A 20,110-nucleotide genomic window follows, 5' to 3' on the forward strand; every position below is an offset into this window, starting at 1 on the left:
TGTTTGAAAAACGATATTATAAAAATGACAAAATATCCATTTACCGAGAAAAAAGATACACGCTCTGGATTCGGAGCGGGCATGACCGAGCTTGGTCGCACAAATCCTAATGTCGTGACACTCTGTGCCGACTTAGTGGGTTCATTGAAAATTGATACTTTTATCAAAGAAAACCCTGAGCGTTTTATCCAGTGTGGTATCGCTGAGGCAAACATGATAGGTGTAGCAGCTGGTTTGACCATCGGCGGAAAAATTCCGTTTGCTACAACTTTCGCTAACTTTGGTTCGAGCCGTGTGTATGACCAAATCCGTCAGTCAGTTGCTTATTCTGACAAAAATGTTAAGATTGCTGTTTCACACGCTGGTCTTACATTAGGCGAAGATGGTGCAACTCACCAAATCTTAGAAGATTTGGCCATGATGCGTTCGTTGCCAAACATGACAGTTATTAATCCTTGTGATTTTAACCAAACAAAAGCAGCAACTATTGCTGCTGCCGAACACGAAGGCCCAGTTTACTTACGTTTTGGTCGTCCAGTTGTGCCTGTTTTCACTGCACCTGACCAAAAGTTTGAAATCGGAAAAGCATGGATGGTTTCGGAAGGTAAAGATGTAAGTATCTTTGCAACAGGTCATTTAGTTTGGGAGGCTATCCAAGCTTGTGAGATTTTGGAAGCAAAAGGCATCAGTGCAGAAATCATTAATATCCACACGATTAAGCCTTTAGACGAAAAAGCGATTTTAAAATCGGTTCGTAAAACTAAATGCGTGGTTTCGTGCGAAGAACACCAAATGAATGGTGGTTTGGGCGATGCAATTGCTCAGACTTTAGCGAAAAACTTCTTAGCTCCACAAGAATACGTAGCGGTAGATAATTCATTCGGAGAGTCAGGAACACCTGCTCAATTGATGGAAAAATACGGTTTGAATGCTGCCTCAATCGTAGAGAAAGCATTGAAAGTGATTGCGAGAAAAGGATAAAATATAAGTTTCAAATAGAAAGTGCTGGTTACAAATATTTCGTAATCAGCACTTTTGCTATTAATTTGAATATGAAATTAAACTTTATTTGAGTTTAATAGTCAAACCTACAACACAGAAAATATTTTTTGTATGATATCCGATTCGGAACTGCTATTACAATTTCAAGATGAGTTTAAACGGCACAATGCTTTTAGTCAACTGATAAAAAAATATCAGCAGAAAATCTATTGGCATATCCGTAAAATGGTTATTGACCACGACGACGCCGATGATGTTGTGCAGGAAACTTTCATCAAAGTTTGGCAAGGTTTGCAGAATTTCAGGTCTGACTCTCAACTCTATACATGGATTTATAGAATTGCAACCAACGAAAGTTTAAATTTTTTACAGAAAAAACGTCGTCAAAATCACGTTCCGCTTGAAAACGACGATAGTCTTGATTTGCTCAATACACTCGAAAGTTCAATAAGTCAAGATTATATTTCGGGCGATGAAATTCAAATAAAATTACAGAAGGCTCTTTTACAACTACCTGATAAACAACGACTTGTGTTTAATATGAAGTATTATGATGATATGAAGTACGAAGAGATTTCTGAAATAACAGGTACTTCAGTTGGAGCATTGAAAGCTTCTTATCATTTAGCTGTCAAAAAAATTGAGGAAAACTTGAACGCTCAAGAAGCAAGTTTCTGAGAAAAAAATTAAACCTTTTTAAAATATGTTTGTCAAAATATCGTTCTGACAAATTTTTGAAGCACAAACAGCATGATTTCACTTGATAAAATAGATAAATTCAATGTTTTCAAAGTACCTAATCATTACTTTGATGAACTCACCTTGTCTATTTTAAAACAAACTTCTGAATCTACTACAAGCTTTAACTCAAAAAAACAAACGCCATTTTCGATGCCTGAAGGCTATTTTGAAGGACTTTCAGCCAAGATTATGGGAAGAATTGAGCAAATCGAAAAGAAAAACATTGATTTAGAAAGACTCGAAAGAGTAAATATTTTCAAAGTTCCAGACAACTATTTTCAAGAACTTGAACTCAATACTAACATAGAGCGATTTGGAAAAACAAATATTTTTAGAGCTCCAGAGGGGTATTTTGAAGGTCTAAGCGAGAAAACCCTGTCACATATTGCACCAAAATCAGGCAAAACTATTAAAGTGAATTGGTGGAAAACACCACAAATTAAATGGTCGGCAGCAGCAAGTGTGGTATTGATTGTAGGTTTATGGGTTGGCATCCCGCAATTTACCAAAGACAAAACCGAACTCGCCTTAGAAAAAGTAAGTAATGAAGAGATAGAAACTTATCTTGAAACTCAGGATTTAAGTTATCTTGAATACGAATCAGCCACCGAAACTCCTCAAAACTCAACAAAAGCAACTGATAATAAAGTTTTAGATGGCCTGAATATCAACAAACAAGATATCTTAGAACATCTCGAAAATCAGGATTTAGAAGAAGATATTTAACACAAAGGTCTGACTGTATGTCTGACCCAAAAATAGTTTTCGATTACCATAAACTGGTCAGATGCACAGTCAGACCTTAAATACAATGAAAAAAACAATTTTTATACTGCTGCTAATTCCGATAATATCAATTGCACAAAACCGTCAAGGTGGCAGCGGTGGTGGGCGATTGCAAAAAATCCATTCGGCCAAAATTGGAATGATTACCGAACGCTTAAATCTTACGCCAGAGCAAGCTCCACAATTTTGGGCGGTTTATAATGAGTACGAAAACAAAAAAATTGAGCTTAAAAAGAGTATTCGACGAACAATGGAAGATGCAGTCTCGTTGGCCGCAACTGACGATAAAATTCTTTCAGCTCAAAAACAAGTAATCTCTCTTCGCAGAAAAGAGCTTGATTTAGAAGAAGAATATATGAACAAAATCCTTCGGACAATTACCCCTCGACAGTTTTCTGAACTCAAACGTACCGAAGCAAATTTTAATAAAATGCTTCTTGAAAAACTCAACGAAAAGGCGGATAATTAGTAAAAGTTTATTAAAAAGGAAGACTTCGCTTCGAGCGAAGTCTTCCTTAAAAACGCTAAAAGGTCAATTTCTCAGTAAATTGACCTTTTTTATTTCTTAAAAGAAAAATAACGCATGATTTTTGACTAATTTTGCGTAGAAATTATTCTTTTTGAAGATGCAAAACAATATCAATAAAAGCAATCGTCTCAATAATTTGAGTTATGCCATTCGTGGCCCAGTTTTCGAGAAAGCCCAGCAACTCGAAGCAATGGGACAAAAAATCATCAATCTCAATATTGGTAATCCCGCCCCGTTTGGTTTTGATGTACCCGACGAAATTGTGCATGATATGATTATGAATATCCGCAACGCACAGGGATATGTACACCATTTGGGTATTTTTGCTGCCCGCAAAGCCATTATGCACTATACCCAGCAGATTGGCATTCATGGGGTTACGATTGATGATATTTTTATTGGGAATGGCGTGAGTGAGCTAATTGTAATGACAATGCAAGCTCTCTTGAACGATGGAGACGAAATTTTGATTCCATCTCCTGATTATCCACTTTGGACAACCTCTGTGGCACTTTCTGGCGGAAAACCAGTGCATTATATCTGTGATGAAGAATCTGACTGGAACCCAGATTTAGATGATATCCGTCGCAAAATTACTCGTAAAACCAAAGGTATCGTAGTTATCAACCCCAATAATCCAACTGGGGCAGTTTACGATAAAGATATTTTAGAAGGAATCATAAAAATTGCCGCAGAGCATAATTTGATAGTATTTGCTGATGAAATTTATGATAAAATCCTTTTTGATGGAGCAAAACACATTCCAATGGCTTCATTGAGCGATGATGTATTTGTGATGACTTACGGTGGTTTATCAAAAAATTATCGTGCGACTGGCTTCCGTGGAGGTTGGGTTATTTTGAGCGGAGCAACTCATCGGGCAAAATCTTTTGTTGAAGGTTTTACTCTTTTGGCAAGCTTACGTCTTTGTGCCAATGTGCCTGCCCAGTATGCGATTCAGACTGCTCTTGGAGGTTATCAAAGTATCAATGATTTAGTTGCTCCTAACGGGCGTTTGTGCAAACAACGTGACTTGATTCACTATAAAATGACTGATATTCCTGGAGTTACGTGCGTAAAACCTAAAGGAGCATTATATCTTTTCCCGAAAATAGATTTAAGAAAATTCTCGTTCAAAGATGATGAACAATTTACTTTTGATTTATTATGTGAGCAAAAGGTATTGGTTGTGTCAGGAACTGGCTTTAATTATATAAAACCAGACCATTTTAGAATCGTATTTTTGGCCTCATCGGAAGAGTTAGAAACTGCTTCTGGCCGAATCAGAAACTTCTTAGACCACACTCGCACACGAGTTGACGAACTGGAGTTAGCTTAAACTAATTGAAAATTAAAAATTGAGAATGATAAATTAGAAGTTCTCAATTTTTAATTTTCAATTATCCATTATCAATTATTAATTAAAAAAGATGCTTCATTTAGGTATAAAAAATACATTACGCATTCTTCGTGGTACAGGCGTTGGAATGTTTTTGGGAGATGATGAAGGCAATGATGTTCTTCTGCCTAAAAAATACGTTCCCGAAAATGCCATCGTGGGCGATGATATCGAAGTATTTGTTTATCGAGATTCAGAAGACAGAATTATTGCGACTAATCTTGAACCTAAAATTCAGTTGAATCAATTTGCTTGTTTGCAGGTAAAATCGGTTACGGCGATTGGTGCTTTTTTAGATTGGGGACTCGAAAAAGATTTGTTTGTGCCATTCAGAGAGCAAAACAAAAAAATGGAAGAAGGTAGATGGTACGCTGTTTATCTTTATTTAGATGAAGAAACCGACCGTTTGGTGGCTTCTTGTAAAGTAAATCGCTATTTCGAGAAAGAAAACATTGATTTGCAAATTGGTCAAGAAGTTGATCTTTTGATTTTTGAAGAAACTGATTTAGGCTTAAATGCCATTATCAATAATAAATACAAAGGTCTGATTTATGAAAATGAGATTTTTCAGCGAATAAAAATAGGTACTCGAACCAAAGGTTTTGTAAAAAACATAAGAGACGACAACAGAGTTGATTTAAGTTTGCAAAAACAAGGCTACGCCAACGTAGAACCAAACGCCGAACGTATTCTGGAAAAACTTAAAGCCAATAATGGTTTTTTGGATGTGACAGATAAAAGCGATGCGAATTATGTGATGTATCAGCTCGAAATGAGCAAAAAGACATTCAAAAAAGCGGTTGGTGCTTTATATCGCCAAAAGGTTATACGAATAGAAGAAGATGGAATTTATTTGAATTGATATTTAGAGACGTTGCAATGCAACGTCTCTACTGTTATTTATTCAATTCGGTAGCCAAAACCATTCTGATTTTCAACTTTGCACCGAGCGACATCGCATCTACTAAATCTTGCACGGTCAGCGAGCTTTCTGCTCTTAATACAACCGTTGGCTCTTCCATTCCTTGTACTGCAGCCATTAAACGCTCTTCTAACTGTGGAAACGGAATTGGTGTTGAATTGATATAATATACTTTATCTTTAGTAATTGTGAGCGAAACAGGCTGTTTACTTACATCATGGGTCGATTTTGAAGATTTTGGAAGTAACAGTTTTATTACGTTTGGATTTCCTAACGTAGATATAATCAAGAAGAACAACAATAAGAAAAACATGATGTCGTTCAGCGATGATGTAGATACCTCAGCTACAAATCTTCTTTGTCTTTTTAATTTCATATTTTAGACGATGGTCGATAGACGACTGACGATAATTTTTGTTTAAAAATGCTTATTAATAATCCTCATAAATAGTTTAATTTGAACTATAAACGACGGACTAACGAACAGGCTCATTCAAAGTATCAAGAAAATCCATAACCGTAGCTTGTAACTGGATTCCAAATTTATCAATCATCATATTGATTCCATGATAACCGATGTAGGCAATCAAACCTACAACCAAACCCGAACATGAAGAAATCATTTTTTCATACAAACCATTGGCAATAATTTCTATCGTAAAATTTCCAGTTGTACCAATATCATAAAAAATACGAATAATACCCAAGATTGTACCCACAAAACCTAAAATTGGAGCAACCCCTGCAATAAGGCCCAAATAACCCATATTTTTCTCCATTTTTGAAACTTCCAAATTGGCTTGAATCTCCATCGCACTTTCAATATCTTTCACGGGTCGACCTATACGAGTAATACCTTTTTCTAAGATTCTTGCAATAGGCAAGTTTGTACTTTTACACAAAGTCGTTGCGGTACGTAAATCTCCTCTCAAAATATTATCTTTCAATGACCTCAAAAAACCAAAATCAATGTTTGATGCACTTCTGATGAACAAATAACGCTCAATCATAAAGAAAATCGTAACAAATAATAAGATTAAGATTGGATAAATGACAACACCACCTTTGAGAAGAAGGCTTAAATAATTGATTGATTCCGCACTTGCTGCCGTGGCAGTCGAGTCAACTTGAAGCAAAACAGTTTGTAACATATAAGGTCGAGAAATGTATGGTTCGGTTATTTAACTTAAAAACGGTAAAATTTAGTATGTAAGATTATTGTTTTTTATTATTTCTGAACTGAAAGACTAAGCCCCCATTGATTTTAAGGCGGTCTTCATGTTTTCGACTTGGCGTTTTTTCTGTAAAATCACAGGGGCAGCTACTCTTTCTTTACAATCAAATAAACTACAACGTTCACAGGTTTGATTCACCTCTCTAACAGGAATTTTTGGGTCGGCTAAAAACTTAAACTTACTCCTCAGGTTCTCGTTTAACTCAAAACCCATGGTCACACTGATATTCAAGTGCGAAATAATATTAAGTGGACGAGCCATCGACATCACAAAGTACTGATTTTCAGAATCAACATAGTTTGAAATTTGTACTCCAACTAAAGGCTCTTTATATTTATTAGCTTGCTGTAAAACTGACATATCATCTAAGATATTCAGCGAAATCCAACGACGACAATAATGTTCTTTTTGAGTTTCGTGTGGATTATGCCTTTTTGCCAAGTGCATTTCTTTGGTCAAATGATAATCTTTATGTCCAGAAGGCGATTCAAAACGCAAGAAGAAAATTCCATCAATGCCAAAGTACTTTGGTAAGACATTACTAATTCTGTGATAGAGCGTTTCAGGGGTTGCTTGAAAATTATCAGCCAATTCTACCAAAGTTTTATCATTCCAAGTTTCTTGATTGAAAAGTTTTTCAAGTTTTTCGATGAGTTTTTCTTTACGAATCAGAATCGCTCCCGCAAAATATGAGGCATTAAAATTATTGAGTACAGAATCAAATGATTTTACCTCCACCCACGAAGAAGTATAGGGGCGTTCTTTGATTTTCATATACAAAAAGCCTAATTCTCTCCCCAAAGTAAAAGCTCTTTGGTCAGATGTAATTCGCTTGTTGATAAGCAAAGTATTGGTTTTCGGTAAAAATACCGAACGAATGTTCACAATATCAGGATAATCTTCCTCGTCAAAATATTTTATTGTAAACCCATATTTATCAGTTAGTAGGTTAGACAGAAAATATTCGTCAACTTGTTGTTCGGGAGATATTTTGTGCTCGGCCAGAAAATTTTCAACTTCTGCTTCAATTTCGGGGAAATAATTATCGTGCATTTCTTGGTACGAACGAAGTACTGCAAAATAAAACTGCTCAACCGACATATTGTAACTTCGCCCAATTTCGATAATTGTACTAATGAATGCACTCAGTTTGGTTGGGGCATCAGAAAGAAGTTCGAGCAAATCAGCAGGTGAGATTCCAAATATTTCAAAAGGTAATTCAGTAAGAAAATTTGACCGCAAGAGTTCTGAAATAGGTTCTAATTTTTTATTGAGTTTCAGCGAAACAAGCGTATCATAATCAACGCCCATTGCTTCGGCCAAAGCCACTATTTTATCAGATTTTGGATATTTTTTACCTTTCTCAATCTCATTTATATATGACATCGAAAGACCAGACTTTTGTGCCAGCTCAGTTAGTGACATTCCTTTGTCGAGTCGCAGTTGTTTCAATTTTAGTCCAAATACAAGACGGATGTTATCAGTATTAAGGCTCATCAATTAATTTGGAGTTTCTTTGGTTTATCTTAGGGTTGTTGGCAGAAAATGCATTTTTTATATTTTCAACAATAAAGGTAACAAAAATGTACAAATTTCAAGTGTATTTCTTAAAAAAACACAAAAAAAAGCGTGTGCTTTTCAGCAAACGCCTTCAATAGTTTCTTCTTACTTTAAGAATATCGAATCAAAAATATTAGATTTTATTTTTTTTTTGAATAATGAGTGTATGATATTGAGTATTAATTTAATCGAAATCTTCTCCTGGACTTCTCTATTTGTATTTTGGTTAATAGCGATACCATAAATTATCAAGAAATACGCTAAGGCATTAAATATATAAAATGGTATATACAACAAATGTTGATTACTTTTAAAAACAAAAAAGAAATAACTATACAAAATATCTTTCAATAAAAGTAACGTCACTCCGACAGCAACAAGCCAATACTCATTTTCAGATACGGGTCTAAAATACCCTATTACTACTAAAATAGCCACTTCAATAGCATAAAAAATGACCATAAAATATAATACATTCGGAAGCACTGGTAACAGAACAAATCCGAAAAAAAAGAAAACGATCAACGCAGGAACGAGTACCTTTAAAATATTTATTTTAGCTATATTAAAGACATATGCCCCTTCATTTCTGAAAATATTTATAAAAATAAAATGCACGAAAAAAGCAGAAACCAACTGCAAAAACTCGCCTTTTTCATTCAAAACGAAAAAAATAATTCCATCGCCAATACATCCGATCAGGCAGACCAAAAATATTCTTTGGTCAATTTTACCAAATTGCCAATCTCTCAAAAAGCCATAAACTAAGCCAGTTATAGGCATAAAAAGCATATGACCTAAAATTTTATAAATTTCAGACGGTTCATATAAAAAACTGATTGAATTAAAAATAACAAGCAGTATTGATATAATGTATAAAAATTTAAGCATTATTTGTTGTAAAGCATTTACAACAAATGTATATAATATTAATTGAAACATTCCTATTTTTTTTAATTATTTGGCACACATTTTGATAAAATATTTTTATTATCATAAAAACCCAACAAACCATGAAAAAACTATCGCCTCAAATGTCTTTTGTCAATGAAACATTTTCTAAGGCACGAGAAATTGGAATCATCAGAATGAAAACTTCTCATGATGAGCAAACAGGAAGCTCATTTATTGTTAATGGCAAAAAAATTAGTAATTTTTTGACCAGCAACTATTTGGCATTTGAGATGGATGAAAGAGTAAAGCAAGCAGCAATTGAAGGAATCCAGCGATTTGGTCTCCAGATTGCTATTTCAAGTACTTATTTATCATTTGAACATGCCATTGAATTAGAAGAAAAGTTAGAGAAAATCTTCGGGCTACCTGTCATAACAGCGTCAAGCACTTCGGCTGGTAATATGGCTTACATTCCAACAGTTATAAGTTCGAATGATGCAATCATTTTAGACCAATTTGTGCATGAAAGTGTGAAAATGGCAGCCGATATTGTAAAAGCTAAGGGTGGACATGTAGAAACGATCAAGCATAACCAGATGGAGGTTCTTGATAAAAGAATTAAAACACTTAGCGAAACACACGAAAATGTTTGGTATTTAGCCGATAGTGTCTATTCGATGCATGGTGACACTGCCCCTTTCAAGAATATTGAACTTTTATTGAATACGCATGACAAATTCCACTGTTATATCGACGATGCTCATGGAATGAGTTGGATTGGAGAAAATGGTAAAGGTTTTGCACTTCATTCGATTCAAAAACACCCTAAGTTGTATATAATTACCTCTTTAAATAAAGCTTTTGGTGCAATGGGATCGGCACTAATATTTCCTGATAAAGCAACCAAAAGTTTTGTCGAAAATTGTAATGGAGCAATTCGTTACTCCTCTCCGACCCCATTAATGGGAGTTTTAGCTGCTTCAAAAATTGCAGATATCCATCTATCAAGTGAAATTTACGAAAGACAAGCTCGATTGAATGAATTGATAGTTTTCTTCAAGAAAAAAGCAAAAGAATTAAACCTTCCCATAACAAACTATACACATTCTCCTTTGTTTTATTTAGCAACAGGAAGCAGTATGGAAAATATCTATAAATTTTCAACTCATTTCAGAGATTCAGGTTTCCTCATGGGTGCTTGTACATTACCTGCGGTGCCAGTTGCTCAATCAGGATATAGAATTTCACTTAGCTTGTATCAAGACATTAGTGAAACAGAGAAACTGCTCAACAATATTGCTGAATACATGGAGGATTTAGAACGCAAAGGGCAATTCAATCGAGAAGAAGCACTTAAAGGTTTCAAACTAAACATTAAAGAGAGAGAACGTGCATTAGCATTAATCTAAAAATTTTCATTGATATAGCTGATTGTTTGAAATGAGATATTATTTCTCATTTCAAACAATTTTGCTTTATATTAGGCAAATCAATCGAAACCTTTCCTAAACTTCATATGTTTGATTAGAAAAACAAACAATGTAATTTAATGAATTGGAATAAACTTACCGAAGAGAATCAGTTAGACGTAATCAAGCAAGAATCATATAATCAGCCAGTTATGATTCTGAAACACAGTACAACTTGCTCAATTAGTGCTACGGCTTTATCAAGATTAGAACGTGCATGGAAAGACGAAGAAGCCAAAGATTTAAAACCATATTATCTTGATTTGCTCAGGCTTCGCCCTATTTCAAATAAAATTGCTCAAGAATTTGATGTAGAACACGAATCCCCACAAATCTTAATCATCAAGAATGGCCAATCTGTTTATGATGCCTCTCACTTCGATATTCGTTTCGATGAAATCGTCAATCAATTGTAAATATTCAATGGTAAATGATGAACCTCAAACATTCATCATTTACCATCATTGTATTTAGGCAACTGTCCAAGTAAAATTAAATACTTGTTCAATCTCTGGGTGTAAACTCAATGATACTGGGCAAGTATGTGCAGCACGCACATATTTAGCTTGCACTTCCTCTGAAAGAGCTTCGGGAGTTTTCATGGTAAAATCAACGATAACTTTAGCAATCTTACGCGGTGCTTCCGCTGACATTACTTTTGTAACTTCAATTTCAGAGCCACTAAAGTCAACACCTTCACGTTTGGCCATGATTCCCATGATTGTCATCGCACAACTACCAAGCGATGTAGCAGCTAAATCTGTTGGAGAGAAAGCTTCTCCTTTACCATTATTATCTACTGGTGCGTCAGTAATAATTGTTTCATTTGATTGCAAATGGGTGGCTTGTGTGCGTAAATCGCCGAGGTAAACTATTTTTGAAGTAGGCATTTTCTTTGGTTAATTAGTTATAATTTTATCAATAAACTACTCAAAATAAGGCAAAAAACACTATTTTTCAAAAACAAAGAACATTCATTTAATTTATTTAGTTAAATAGGTGATGTTTTTATGAAAAAATACGTTTATATTTATATTGTTAATCTCGAATAAAACAATGGCTTCTGTGATTGTCAAATTTCTAAGCATATTTTTTGTACTTTTTTCAGTAAGTACATTTGCACAGCGTAAGTCGTCTTCAACTGCACCTAAAAAAACAAGTGAAGACTACAAAATGTTGGCTTATGGTGCCACAACCAACACCAATTCTGGATTGCTTGGAGGAGTCGTGGTGCGTCATTCAAGTGCTATCGGTACAAAAAAAGGCCATCCACTGCATCGCTATATAGCTATTGAAGCCATTAATATCAAACATCCCAAAGAAAAATCGGAGCCTACAAGTATTGCAAATCGATTTATTTACGGGAAAACTAACTATTTATTTTCAGTTCGTCCGCAATATGGTAGAGAGATTGTTTACTTCAAGAAAAACGGAGAAGATGGTATCGGTATTAGTTTGATTGTTGCGGGAGGGCCTTCGATTGGTATTCAAAAACCTTATTACATCAAATATGACCGCACAGGTCGTGGACAGATTGATGTTGTACAGTATGACCCAAATATCCACAAAGAACTCAATCGCATTCAAGGTTCGGCAGGTATTTGGCAAGATTTCTTCAAAGGAATGAGCCTAAACCCAGGAGCTCACGTGAAAATCGCCGCAAATATTGACATGAATACTTTCGGAAATAGTCTAACAGGTTTTGAAATTGGCCTAACCGCCGAAGCTTTCAGCAGAAAGCCTGAAATTATGTCCAGTCAATTATCGCAAAACTCACAATTTTATACGGCAGGTTTTCTAACGGTCTATTTTGGCAATAGAAAACAAAAAAAATAGCTTCTCGAAAGGTTTAATGCCTTACCTTTGCACCATTAAATTATTCTCGTTTTACCAAAGAGTAAGACAAGTTCAGTAAAACTTCCGTAAAATAATGATAGAATTACCCGTTGTAAGTACCGAACAACGTACTCGTCGCCCAGATTGGTTGAGAGTGAAACTTCCTATTGGCGAAAATTTTAAAAAAGTACGTGGCTTAGTTGACGAATATAAATTACACACGATCTGCCAGTCGGGAAATTGCCCGAATATGGGTGAATGTTGGGGCGAAGGAACTGCCACTTTTATGATTTTGGGAAATGTCTGTACACGTAGTTGTACATTCTGTGCAGTAGCAACTGGTCGCCCGAATGAATATGATACTGATGAGCCTCGCCGTGTCGCTGAAGCAATCCAATTGATGCAAGTAAAACATGCTGTGCTGACTTCAGTAAACCGTGATGAACTAAAAGATAAAGGTGCTGAAATCTGGTATCAGACAGTAAGAGCAGTAAAGGAAGTTTCTCCTAAAACAACCATCGAAACGCTTATTCCTGATACAAAAAGTAATTGGGAGGCCCTCTACCGTATGATTTCGGCAGGGCAAGAAGTCGTTTCACACAATATGGAAACAGTTGAGCGTTTGTACCGAAATGTGCGTCCACAAGCAAAATATGCACGTAGTTTGGAGCAAATCCGTAGAACAAAAGAGTACGGTCAACGTACAAAATCAGGTATTATGCTTGGTTTGGGCGAAACTCAGGATGAAGTTTTCAAAGCAATGGATGATTTAGCAGAAAACGGATTAGACATTCTGACGCTCGGTCAGTACCTTCAACCAACAAAAATGCACCACGAAGTAATTGAGTTTATTCACCCAGATACTTTTGCAATGTATCGTGAAGAAGGCTTACGCCGTGGGTTGAAATATGTTGAGTCAGGGCCATTAGTTCGTTCAAGCTATCACGCCGAACGACACGTACACGTATAAAAGAAAATATTCCACAAACATATTTCTCAAAAATTTGTTCTTCCATAAGATAAACAATTGTTTACGTTTATCTTATGGATTTTATATTTTCAGCAAAACCTAAATACTGTGAAAGATAATCATTGGGATTTTATCATCTGTGGAGGTGGAATGGCGGGGCTTTCGTTGGCATATTATCTACAAAATAGCCAGTTAAGTCATTCTTCCATTTTGATAATCGAACCCCAAGAAAAAAACAAAAATGACCGTACTTGGGCTTTGTGGGAATCTAAAAAGGGCACTTTTGAAAATATTTTATATAGAAAATGGAATACTGTTAATTTTCGAGATGCTTCCAACAAAATTCAAAAACTTGATATTGGAAATTATCAATACAAACTCCTCCGAGGTATAGATTTTTATAATTTTGTACTTACTGAACTACGAAAGTCACCTAATATTCAATTTATCAAGGATTCAGTAATCAACATCGAAGATACTGATGAATATGCGATTGTAAAAACAGCAACTGGAGAAACATACAAAGCTGGTTTTGTATTTGATAGCACTTACAAACTCAAGCTCAATATCCCTAAAAACCATAACTTGTTGCAACATTTCAAGGGTTTGGTCATTCGTTCGGAAAAAGCGGTCTTCGACCCTACCCTACCCGAAATGATGGATTTTGGCGTAGAACAGTACAACGAATGTCGTTTTATGTACGTTTTGCCTTTTGATGAACACACCGCCATTGTTGAATATACACTATTCACCGAAAGATTATTAGAAGAAAAAGAATACGATGATGAGCTAAAAAAATATATCTCTGAAAAATTACAAATAGCTGATTATGAAGTAATTGAAGATGAATTTGGAATAATTCCGATGTCTGATGAGGCTACGAATGAGTTTCCGAGTAAACACGTAGTAAGAATTGGAACGGCTGGCGGTTACACCAATCCTGCTACTGGTTATACTTTTCAGAATACTCAAAAACGCCTAAAAACTTTGGTAGAACAACTCGAAAAAACAGGTTCACCAATAATAAAAACTTCTTGGTTTCAAAAACGCTTCTTCTTCTACGCAAGTGTTTTATTGAATGTTCTCGAACAAAAACGTCTTCCCGCTGCCGAAGTTTTTGCACGCTTGTACGAGCGAAATCCAGCCTCACAAATTTTTAAATTTTTAGATGGCGAAACCAATCTTTGGGAAGAAATTAAGATTATGAATTCGACTAAAAAGCTGAAATTTATAGCGGCTGTAATTGGTGTAATTCGTAGGAAATTTTAACAGTGTAGTAAACATTCTGTTCGCTTACATATTAATCAATCTGAATGATGGTTGAATACTTCACATCGTGCAGCACCACTGCACTGCTATGCACTTTAACTATCTGAATTTCAGCCAGTTGTTTTAAAAAACTATCATATTCTTTAATGTCTTTTACGAAAACTTTTAACTGATAATCGACCAGACCTGCCAAGTGATAACATTCCAAAACCTGCGGCATTGAACGCACTATATTTTCAAAGTTTTCTATGTTTTCTTTGGTATAAATCGGCATCGAAACATTACAAAAAACTACCTGCCCCTTCCCTACTCTTTCGGGGTTTAACAAAGCCACGTAGCCTTCAATTACTCCTTCTTTTTCTAATCGTTTAATTCGCTCAAAAATCGGTGAAGTCGTAAGATTCAGTTCTTCAGCCAGCTCTTTTATGGTCAATTTGGCATTTTTCTGTAAAAGCCCCAAGATTTGTTTATCGACATTATCCAGCATAATTTGCTTTTTGTTTATCTCATTGTATAGTCTAAAAGAATATTTTGCTTAAAATTAGTATGTATTTCTATTTATATTAGAAAAATTTCTCATTTAAAAGAACAAAATCTAACTTTATCAAAATTTCAAAGCATTTATCAAATCAAAATCATGCGAAGCTTTCTATTATTTGTTGTACTTTTCTGTACTCATTTGAGTCATGCACAGTACACTCCTCAACAAATTGAAAGTGTCAATTCTGCACTCACGAAACTACATGAACAAGCTATGTTCAACGGCGTAGTCTTGATTGCCCAAGAAGGAAAACCGCTCTTCAAAAAGGCTTTTGGAATTGCGAGTATTCAAACACAAGAAGTACTTACGACGAATTCATCATTTAATTTGGCGTCGGTTTCTAAGCAATTTGTGGCAATGATGACCATGATTTTGAAAGAACAAGGTAAACTACAATTTGATGATAAAGTAAAAAAACACTTACCGAATTTCCCTTACGATAAAATTACTATTCGCCAACTACTCACTCATACTTCTGGTTTGCCCGAATATTTCGATTTAGCTACCAAATACACTAATACACTCGATACCCTCAATAATGACAAGGTACTTAGCTTATTGGCAGACCTCCGCCCAGCACTTGAGTTTGAGTCAGGTAGCGAGTGGCAATATTGTAATACAGGCTATGTTTTGTTAGCATCAATCATAGAAAAAACCTCAAAAATGAAAATTGAGACTTTTTTTGATAAATATATTACCAAACCACTTCTTCTAACAAACACCTTTGTTTATTATCTAAACATGAAAAGCCCGTTGAGCCTAAAAACTCAGCGGGTTTACGGGTTTGAGCGTCAAAATGGACAAAATTCTTTGAATGACCTTATGAGATTTGATGGTGTCGTAGGCGATGGCAATATTTATTCTTCGATTGAAGATTTATTGACTTGGGAACAAGCTCTTTATACCAATAAATTAGTAAGTAAAACAACGCTACAAGAGGCATTTACCCCAGTGAAACTAAAAAATGGTAACTCCTATAATTATGGTTTTGGTTGGGGAATTAGTGAAGACAAAACAACTTTTGTGCATACAGGTAGCTGGGTAGGCTTCTTCAATATTATCAAACGAAACATTGATAAAAAAAATACGCTCATTATTCTGAGCAATTCTACGAATAAAAATTCGATTGAAATAGTAAATGCTATTTTAGAAAATAAAAAATATGAAATTCCTACAACCCAGCTCATCAAAAATATCAAACTCATTGATGGTACTGGTTCGGTTGCTCGCGAAGCAAGTGTGCGTTTAAAAGATGATAAAATCTGGGAAATTGGAAACTTAACCGCTTTTCAGAACGAAGAAAGTACAGACGGACAAGGATTGGTTCTATCACCTGGATTTATTGATACCCATAGCCACCATTTTGGGGGACTCAATAAAGTTCCTGAAGCAATACCAGCTGTTAGTCAGGGCATTACGACTATTGTAATTGGCCAAGATGGTGGCAGTTACCCGATGGATACATTGAAAAGTTTCTTCAAAAAACGGCCAGTTGCAGTCAATATTGCTACCTATACAGGGCATTCGACTCTACGGAGTGAAGTAATGGGAGCCAAAAGTTTATATCGAACTGCCAAGCCTTCAGAAGTAGAAAAAATGAAGGTTTTACTAAAAAAAGAATTAGAAAAAGGTTCTTTGGGTCTGGCTACGGGTTTGGAATATGAATCTGCATTCTTCTCAAACCGAGATGAAGTTTTGCAACTTGCTCGAATAGTGGCCGGAAACGGTGGTCGATACATGAGTCATATACGGAGTGAAGACATCAATTTGGATGATGCCATTGATGAAATCATCGAAATTGGTAGAGAAACTAAAATTCCTGTACAGATTTCGCACATCAAAATTGCGAAAAAAGACCAATGGGGTAAATCTCCGCAATTGTTGGCAAGGTTACAAAAAGCTCGTGCTGAAGGAATCAATATCACAGCCGATTGCTATCCTTATGATTTTTGGAATTCTACCCTTCGTGTGCTTTTTCCCAACCGAGATTATACGAATTCTACCAGTGCCGAATTTGCTGTCAATCAATTATTTGACCCAGAAAAATCTGTTTTGGTGCGTTTTGCCCCAAATAAATCTTACGCAGGAAAAACAATTTCGGCGATTGCTAAAGAACGCAACGAAAAACCATCGCAAACGCTGATGAATTTAATAGCTATTGCAGCCGAATTTGAAGAGAAAAACCCAGATTTTAATGAAGGAATTGAGGCAATCATGGGAAAATCAATGGACGAAGCCGATGTTGCTAATTTTCTCCTTTGGTCGCATACCAATATTTGCTCTGATGGTGCATCGAGCGGCCATCCACGTGGACATGGCACTTTTACAAAGATTTTGGGTAGATATGTGCGTGAACAAAAACTCATGCCCCTCGAAACGGCAATCTATAAAATGACAGGTTTGTCGGCCGAGAATTTGGGTATCAATGATAGAGGAATCATTGCCAACGGAAACTATGCCGATTTGGTACTTTTCAACCCTGATACTGTCATTGATAATGCTAATATTCAAGATGGAAAAGCCCTTTCGACAGGTATCGAAAAAGTTTGGGTAAATGGTCAAATCGTGTATCAATCTCAGAAAGGTACGGGCAAATATTCGGGAGTTTTAATAGCTCCCAACCCCCGAAGGGGGCGAAATACTGAAAATGATAATTAATTAAATAATTTCATGGAAAATCAAATTCAAACAACTAATGCACAGCCAGCCCCCATTGGGGGTTTGGGGGCCGCAGTTATTCTTACCAATGGTTTATTGCAAAAAAGTGATGCCAAAACTGCCCACGGGCTTATTAGAGGCACAGAACGCTATGAGATTATTGGTGTGATAGATTCGGCAGAAACAGCAGGAAAAGATGCGGGCGAGGTGCTTGACGGAAAACATAGAAATATTCCAGTTTTTGATTCGCTCGACTACGCAATAAACAATTTACAATCAATCGATTATCTAATCATAGGCGTTGCCACAATTGGTGGCGTTTTACCGCCATCTATGCTCGATATTATAAAAATTGCCATCGAAAATGGCATTTCGATTGTCAATGGCTTACATGAATATTTATCCGAAAAACCAGAAATCGTTGCTTTGGCCGAAGCAAACAAAGTAGAATTAGTTGACATTAGAAAGCCAAAAAGTAGAAAAGATTTACATTTTTGGACGGGCGAAGTAAGAGATGTCAAAGCTAAGATAATTGCCGTGATTGGTATGGATTGTGCAATGGGTAAACGCACCACTGCCCGAATGCTTCGTCAAGCTTGCGAACGAAATGGTTTGAACGGACAAATGATTTTTACAGGTCAAACTGGCTGGTTGCAGGGCGGAAAATATGGTTTTATCTTTGATTCTACGCTCAATGATTTTGTTTCGGGCGAATTAGAAAATGCTATTGTAAGTTGCTGGAAAGACACTCACGCTGATTTTATATTTCTTGAAGGACAATCTTCATTACGCAATCCAAGTGGCCCATGCGGACTTGAATTTTTGATTTCGGGCAATGCGAAACACGTAGTTTTACTGCATTCACCCAAACGCAAATACTTTGATGATGACCCACATTGGGGCGAAATTCCGAGCGTAGAATCAGAAATTGAAATCATCGAAAAACTGGGTTCAAATGTAATTGCGGTGGCACTCAATACCGAAAAATGTACTGATGAGGAAGCTTTTGAATATCAAGCATTTTATGAGGAAAAACTCCAAATACCAGTGCTTTTGCCCATACAGGAAGGTGTAGAAAAATTGATTCCGACACTCATTGCCTTATAACCATGAAAATAAAATCAATTACACCCTATCTAAAAAAACTGGCTTTAACAAAGCCTTATACGATTGCATATAATACCTTTTATGATGTCGAATTAGTTTTTCTGGAAATCGAACTTGAAAACGGCATTGTAGGTTTAGGCTCGGCCAGCCCTGCCGAAGAAGTAATTGGTGAAAACTCTCAGCAAACCTTACAAAACTTGCAAACTGACTTTGTGCAGAGTTTTATTGGGCGAGATATTCGACATTTCCGACAAATCATTTTTGAAACCCATCAACATTTTCCATTGCTGGCTGGTACACAAGCGGCCATCGACTTGGCCCTGCACGATGCTTTTGGGAAGTTTTTAGATGTTCCAATCGTTGATTTTTATGGACAAAAAATAAAATATCTACCCACTTCCGTAACAATCGGCATTATGGCTGTGAATAAAACCCTTGAAGAAGCAAAAAAATATGCTCAACTGGGCTTCAAGGTAATAAAAGTAAAGACAGGAATTGACGTTGACGAAGACATTGAACGCATTATACGTCTGCACGAAATTTATAAAAATAATCTAAAAATCAGAGTCGATGCCAATCAAGGTTATTCTTTGGAGCAGTTAAAGAAATTTCTAACCGAAACCTCAAAAACTAACGTAGAATTAATCGAACAACCATTAAAAGTTGGTAAAGAATCAGAATTATTTGCCCTTAGTGCAGACGAGTGTAAACTACTTGCTGCCGATGAATCTTTGAAAAATGCAAAATCAGCTTTATCATTCAGTGCCATTCATCAGCCTTTTGGTATTTTTAATATTAAGCTAATGAAATGTGGAGGTATTTTAGGGGCTTTAGAAATTGCTAATATCGCTCAACAAGCAAATATTGATTTGTTTTGGGGCTGTAACGACGAAAGTATTGCCAGTATAACGGCTGCTCTTCATGTGGCCTATTCGTGTAAAAACACTCGCTACCTCGACCTTGATGGCAGTTTCGATTTGGCTGAAGATTTAGTTAGCGGTGGTTTTACTTTGGAAGATGGTTTTCTTAAAATAAATCAGAAAGCGGGTTTTGGATATGAGAAAATTGTGTAATACGTAGTCCACGGTCAATAGTCAACAGTCCACAATAGTATAAATGTATTCCTTAATAGTTCTTTATCCAAAATACAAGTGTCGTTCATTCTTATTCATCAACTTATCTATTTTTAATA

20 protein-coding genes are annotated in these 20,110 nt (G+C 35.9%); 14 read left to right on the forward strand and 6 right to left on the reverse strand.

The features are described from left to right. The first annotated feature begins 24 nt into the window (after positions 1-24). From ABR854_RS05485 to ABR854_RS05510, 6 genes are all read left to right on the forward strand, one after another. On the forward strand, positions 25-981 hold the full coding sequence (locus ABR854_RS05485) for a transketolase family protein (protein WP_350264360.1): 957 nt from the start codon (positions 25-27) through the stop codon (positions 979-981). 135 nt (positions 982-1,116) lie between these two features. Continuing rightward, positions 1,117-1,680 (forward strand): RNA polymerase sigma factor, encoded by a 564-nt coding sequence (locus ABR854_RS05490; protein WP_350264434.1) that lies wholly within the window; start codon positions 1,117-1,119, stop codon positions 1,678-1,680. Positions 1,681-1,752: 72 nt separating this feature from the next. Continuing rightward, the gene (locus ABR854_RS05495; protein WP_350264362.1) at positions 1,753-2,469 is read left to right on the forward strand and encodes a hypothetical protein; all 717 of its coding nucleotides are present in this window, start codon (positions 1,753-1,755) and stop codon (positions 2,467-2,469) included. Between the two features lie 85 nt (positions 2,470-2,554). After that, on the forward strand, positions 2,555-2,998 hold the full coding sequence (locus tag ABR854_RS05500) for a Spy/CpxP family protein refolding chaperone (RefSeq protein ID WP_350264363.1): 444 nt from the start codon (positions 2,555-2,557) through the stop codon (positions 2,996-2,998). Between the two features lie 157 nt (positions 2,999-3,155). Beyond that, positions 3,156-4,397, forward strand: a complete 1,242-nt coding sequence (locus ABR854_RS05505) for a pyridoxal phosphate-dependent aminotransferase (protein ID WP_350264364.1) — start codon at positions 3,156-3,158, stop codon at positions 4,395-4,397. 91 nt (positions 4,398-4,488) lie between these two features. Beyond that, entirely contained in the window at positions 4,489-5,319 is an 831-nt protein-coding gene (locus ABR854_RS05510) for a CvfB family protein (protein ID WP_350264365.1), read from the forward strand. 34 nt (positions 5,320-5,353) lie between these two features. Here the strand turns inward: ABR854_RS05510 and ABR854_RS05515 are convergent, their stop codons facing one another. The 4 genes from ABR854_RS05515 to ABR854_RS05530 all read right to left on the reverse strand — a co-directional run bounded on the left by ABR854_RS05515 (position 5,354) and on the right by ABR854_RS05530 (position 9,116). Further along, positions 5,354-5,755, reverse strand: a complete 402-nt coding sequence (locus ABR854_RS05515; RefSeq protein WP_350264366.1) for an ExbD/TolR family protein — start codon at positions 5,753-5,755, stop codon at positions 5,354-5,356. Between the two features lie 100 nt (positions 5,756-5,855). After that, positions 5,856-6,530 (reverse strand): MotA/TolQ/ExbB proton channel family protein, encoded by a 675-nt coding sequence (locus ABR854_RS05520; protein ID WP_350264367.1) that lies wholly within the window; start codon positions 6,528-6,530, stop codon positions 5,856-5,858. A gap of 96 nt (positions 6,531-6,626) precedes the next feature. Further along, positions 6,627-8,111, reverse strand: a complete 1,485-nt coding sequence (locus ABR854_RS05525; RefSeq protein WP_350264368.1) for a helix-turn-helix domain-containing protein — start codon at positions 8,109-8,111, stop codon at positions 6,627-6,629. 168 nt (positions 8,112-8,279) lie between these two features. Then, the gene (locus ABR854_RS05530) at positions 8,280-9,116 is read right to left on the reverse strand and encodes a hypothetical protein (protein ID WP_350264369.1); all 837 of its coding nucleotides are present in this window, start codon (positions 9,114-9,116) and stop codon (positions 8,280-8,282) included. 71 nt (positions 9,117-9,187) lie between these two features. Here ABR854_RS05530 and ABR854_RS05535 point away from each other — a divergent pair, with 71 nt between their 5' ends. Together ABR854_RS05535 and ytxJ are read left to right on the forward strand one after the other, a co-directional pair. After that, entirely contained in the window at positions 9,188-10,477 is a 1,290-nt protein-coding gene (locus ABR854_RS05535) for an aminotransferase class I/II-fold pyridoxal phosphate-dependent enzyme (RefSeq protein ID WP_350264370.1), read from the forward strand. A 140-nt stretch (positions 10,478-10,617) separates the two neighbouring features. Beyond that, positions 10,618-10,953 (forward strand): bacillithiol system redox-active protein YtxJ, encoded by a 336-nt coding sequence (gene ytxJ, locus ABR854_RS05540; RefSeq protein ID WP_350264371.1) that lies wholly within the window; start codon positions 10,618-10,620, stop codon positions 10,951-10,953. Positions 10,954-11,007: 54 nt separating this feature from the next. On the opposite strand, the gene ABR854_RS05545 is transcribed toward ytxJ, so the two are convergent. Next, positions 11,008-11,427: an OsmC family protein gene (locus tag ABR854_RS05545; protein WP_350264372.1), complete on the reverse strand. Its 420-nt coding sequence runs from the start codon at positions 11,425-11,427 to the stop codon at positions 11,008-11,010. Positions 11,428-11,602: 175 nt separating this feature from the next. Here ABR854_RS05545 and ABR854_RS05550 point away from each other — a divergent pair, with 175 nt between their 5' ends. From ABR854_RS05550 to ABR854_RS05560, 3 genes are all read left to right on the forward strand, one after another. Then, positions 11,603-12,373, forward strand: a complete 771-nt coding sequence (locus ABR854_RS05550) for a hypothetical protein (protein ID WP_350264373.1) — start codon at positions 11,603-11,605, stop codon at positions 12,371-12,373. 94 nt (positions 12,374-12,467) lie between these two features. After that, positions 12,468-13,343 carry a lipoyl synthase gene (gene lipA / locus ABR854_RS05555; protein ID WP_350264374.1) on the forward strand — a complete coding sequence of 292 codons (876 nt, stop codon included), beginning with the start codon at positions 12,468-12,470 and terminating at the stop codon, positions 13,341-13,343. Positions 13,344-13,451: 108 nt separating this feature from the next. After that, the gene (locus tag ABR854_RS05560) at positions 13,452-14,612 is read left to right on the forward strand and encodes a lycopene cyclase family protein (protein ID WP_350264375.1); all 1,161 of its coding nucleotides are present in this window, start codon (positions 13,452-13,454) and stop codon (positions 14,610-14,612) included. Positions 14,613-14,643: 31 nt separating this feature from the next. On the opposite strand, the gene ABR854_RS05565 is transcribed toward ABR854_RS05560, so the two are convergent. Next, positions 14,644-15,099: an Lrp/AsnC family transcriptional regulator gene (locus tag ABR854_RS05565; RefSeq protein WP_350264377.1), complete on the reverse strand. Its 456-nt coding sequence runs from the start codon at positions 15,097-15,099 to the stop codon at positions 14,644-14,646. A gap of 150 nt (positions 15,100-15,249) precedes the next feature. On the opposite strand from ABR854_RS05565, the gene ABR854_RS05570 reads away from it, so the two are divergent. The 3 genes from ABR854_RS05570 to ABR854_RS05580 are packed head-to-tail and all read left to right on the forward strand — an operon-like array spanning position 15,250 to position 19,991. Beyond that, positions 15,250-17,811 (forward strand): serine hydrolase, encoded by a 2,562-nt coding sequence (locus ABR854_RS05570; protein WP_350264378.1) that lies wholly within the window; start codon positions 15,250-15,252, stop codon positions 17,809-17,811. 12 nt (positions 17,812-17,823) lie between these two features. Next, positions 17,824-18,918 carry an N-acetyltransferase DgcN family protein gene (locus ABR854_RS05575; RefSeq protein ID WP_350264379.1) on the forward strand — a complete coding sequence of 365 codons (1,095 nt, stop codon included), beginning with the start codon at positions 17,824-17,826 and terminating at the stop codon, positions 18,916-18,918. Positions 18,919-18,920: 2 nt separating this feature from the next. Further along, on the forward strand, positions 18,921-19,991 hold the full coding sequence (locus ABR854_RS05580; protein ID WP_350264380.1) for a mandelate racemase/muconate lactonizing enzyme family protein: 1,071 nt from the start codon (positions 18,921-18,923) through the stop codon (positions 19,989-19,991). Positions 19,992-20,110 lie beyond the last annotated feature (119 nt).

Source organism: Emticicia sp. W12TSBA100-4, from assembly GCF_040253585.1.
In the GTDB taxonomy this organism is placed as follows: Bacteria; Bacteroidota; Bacteroidia; order Cytophagales; family Spirosomataceae; genus Emticicia.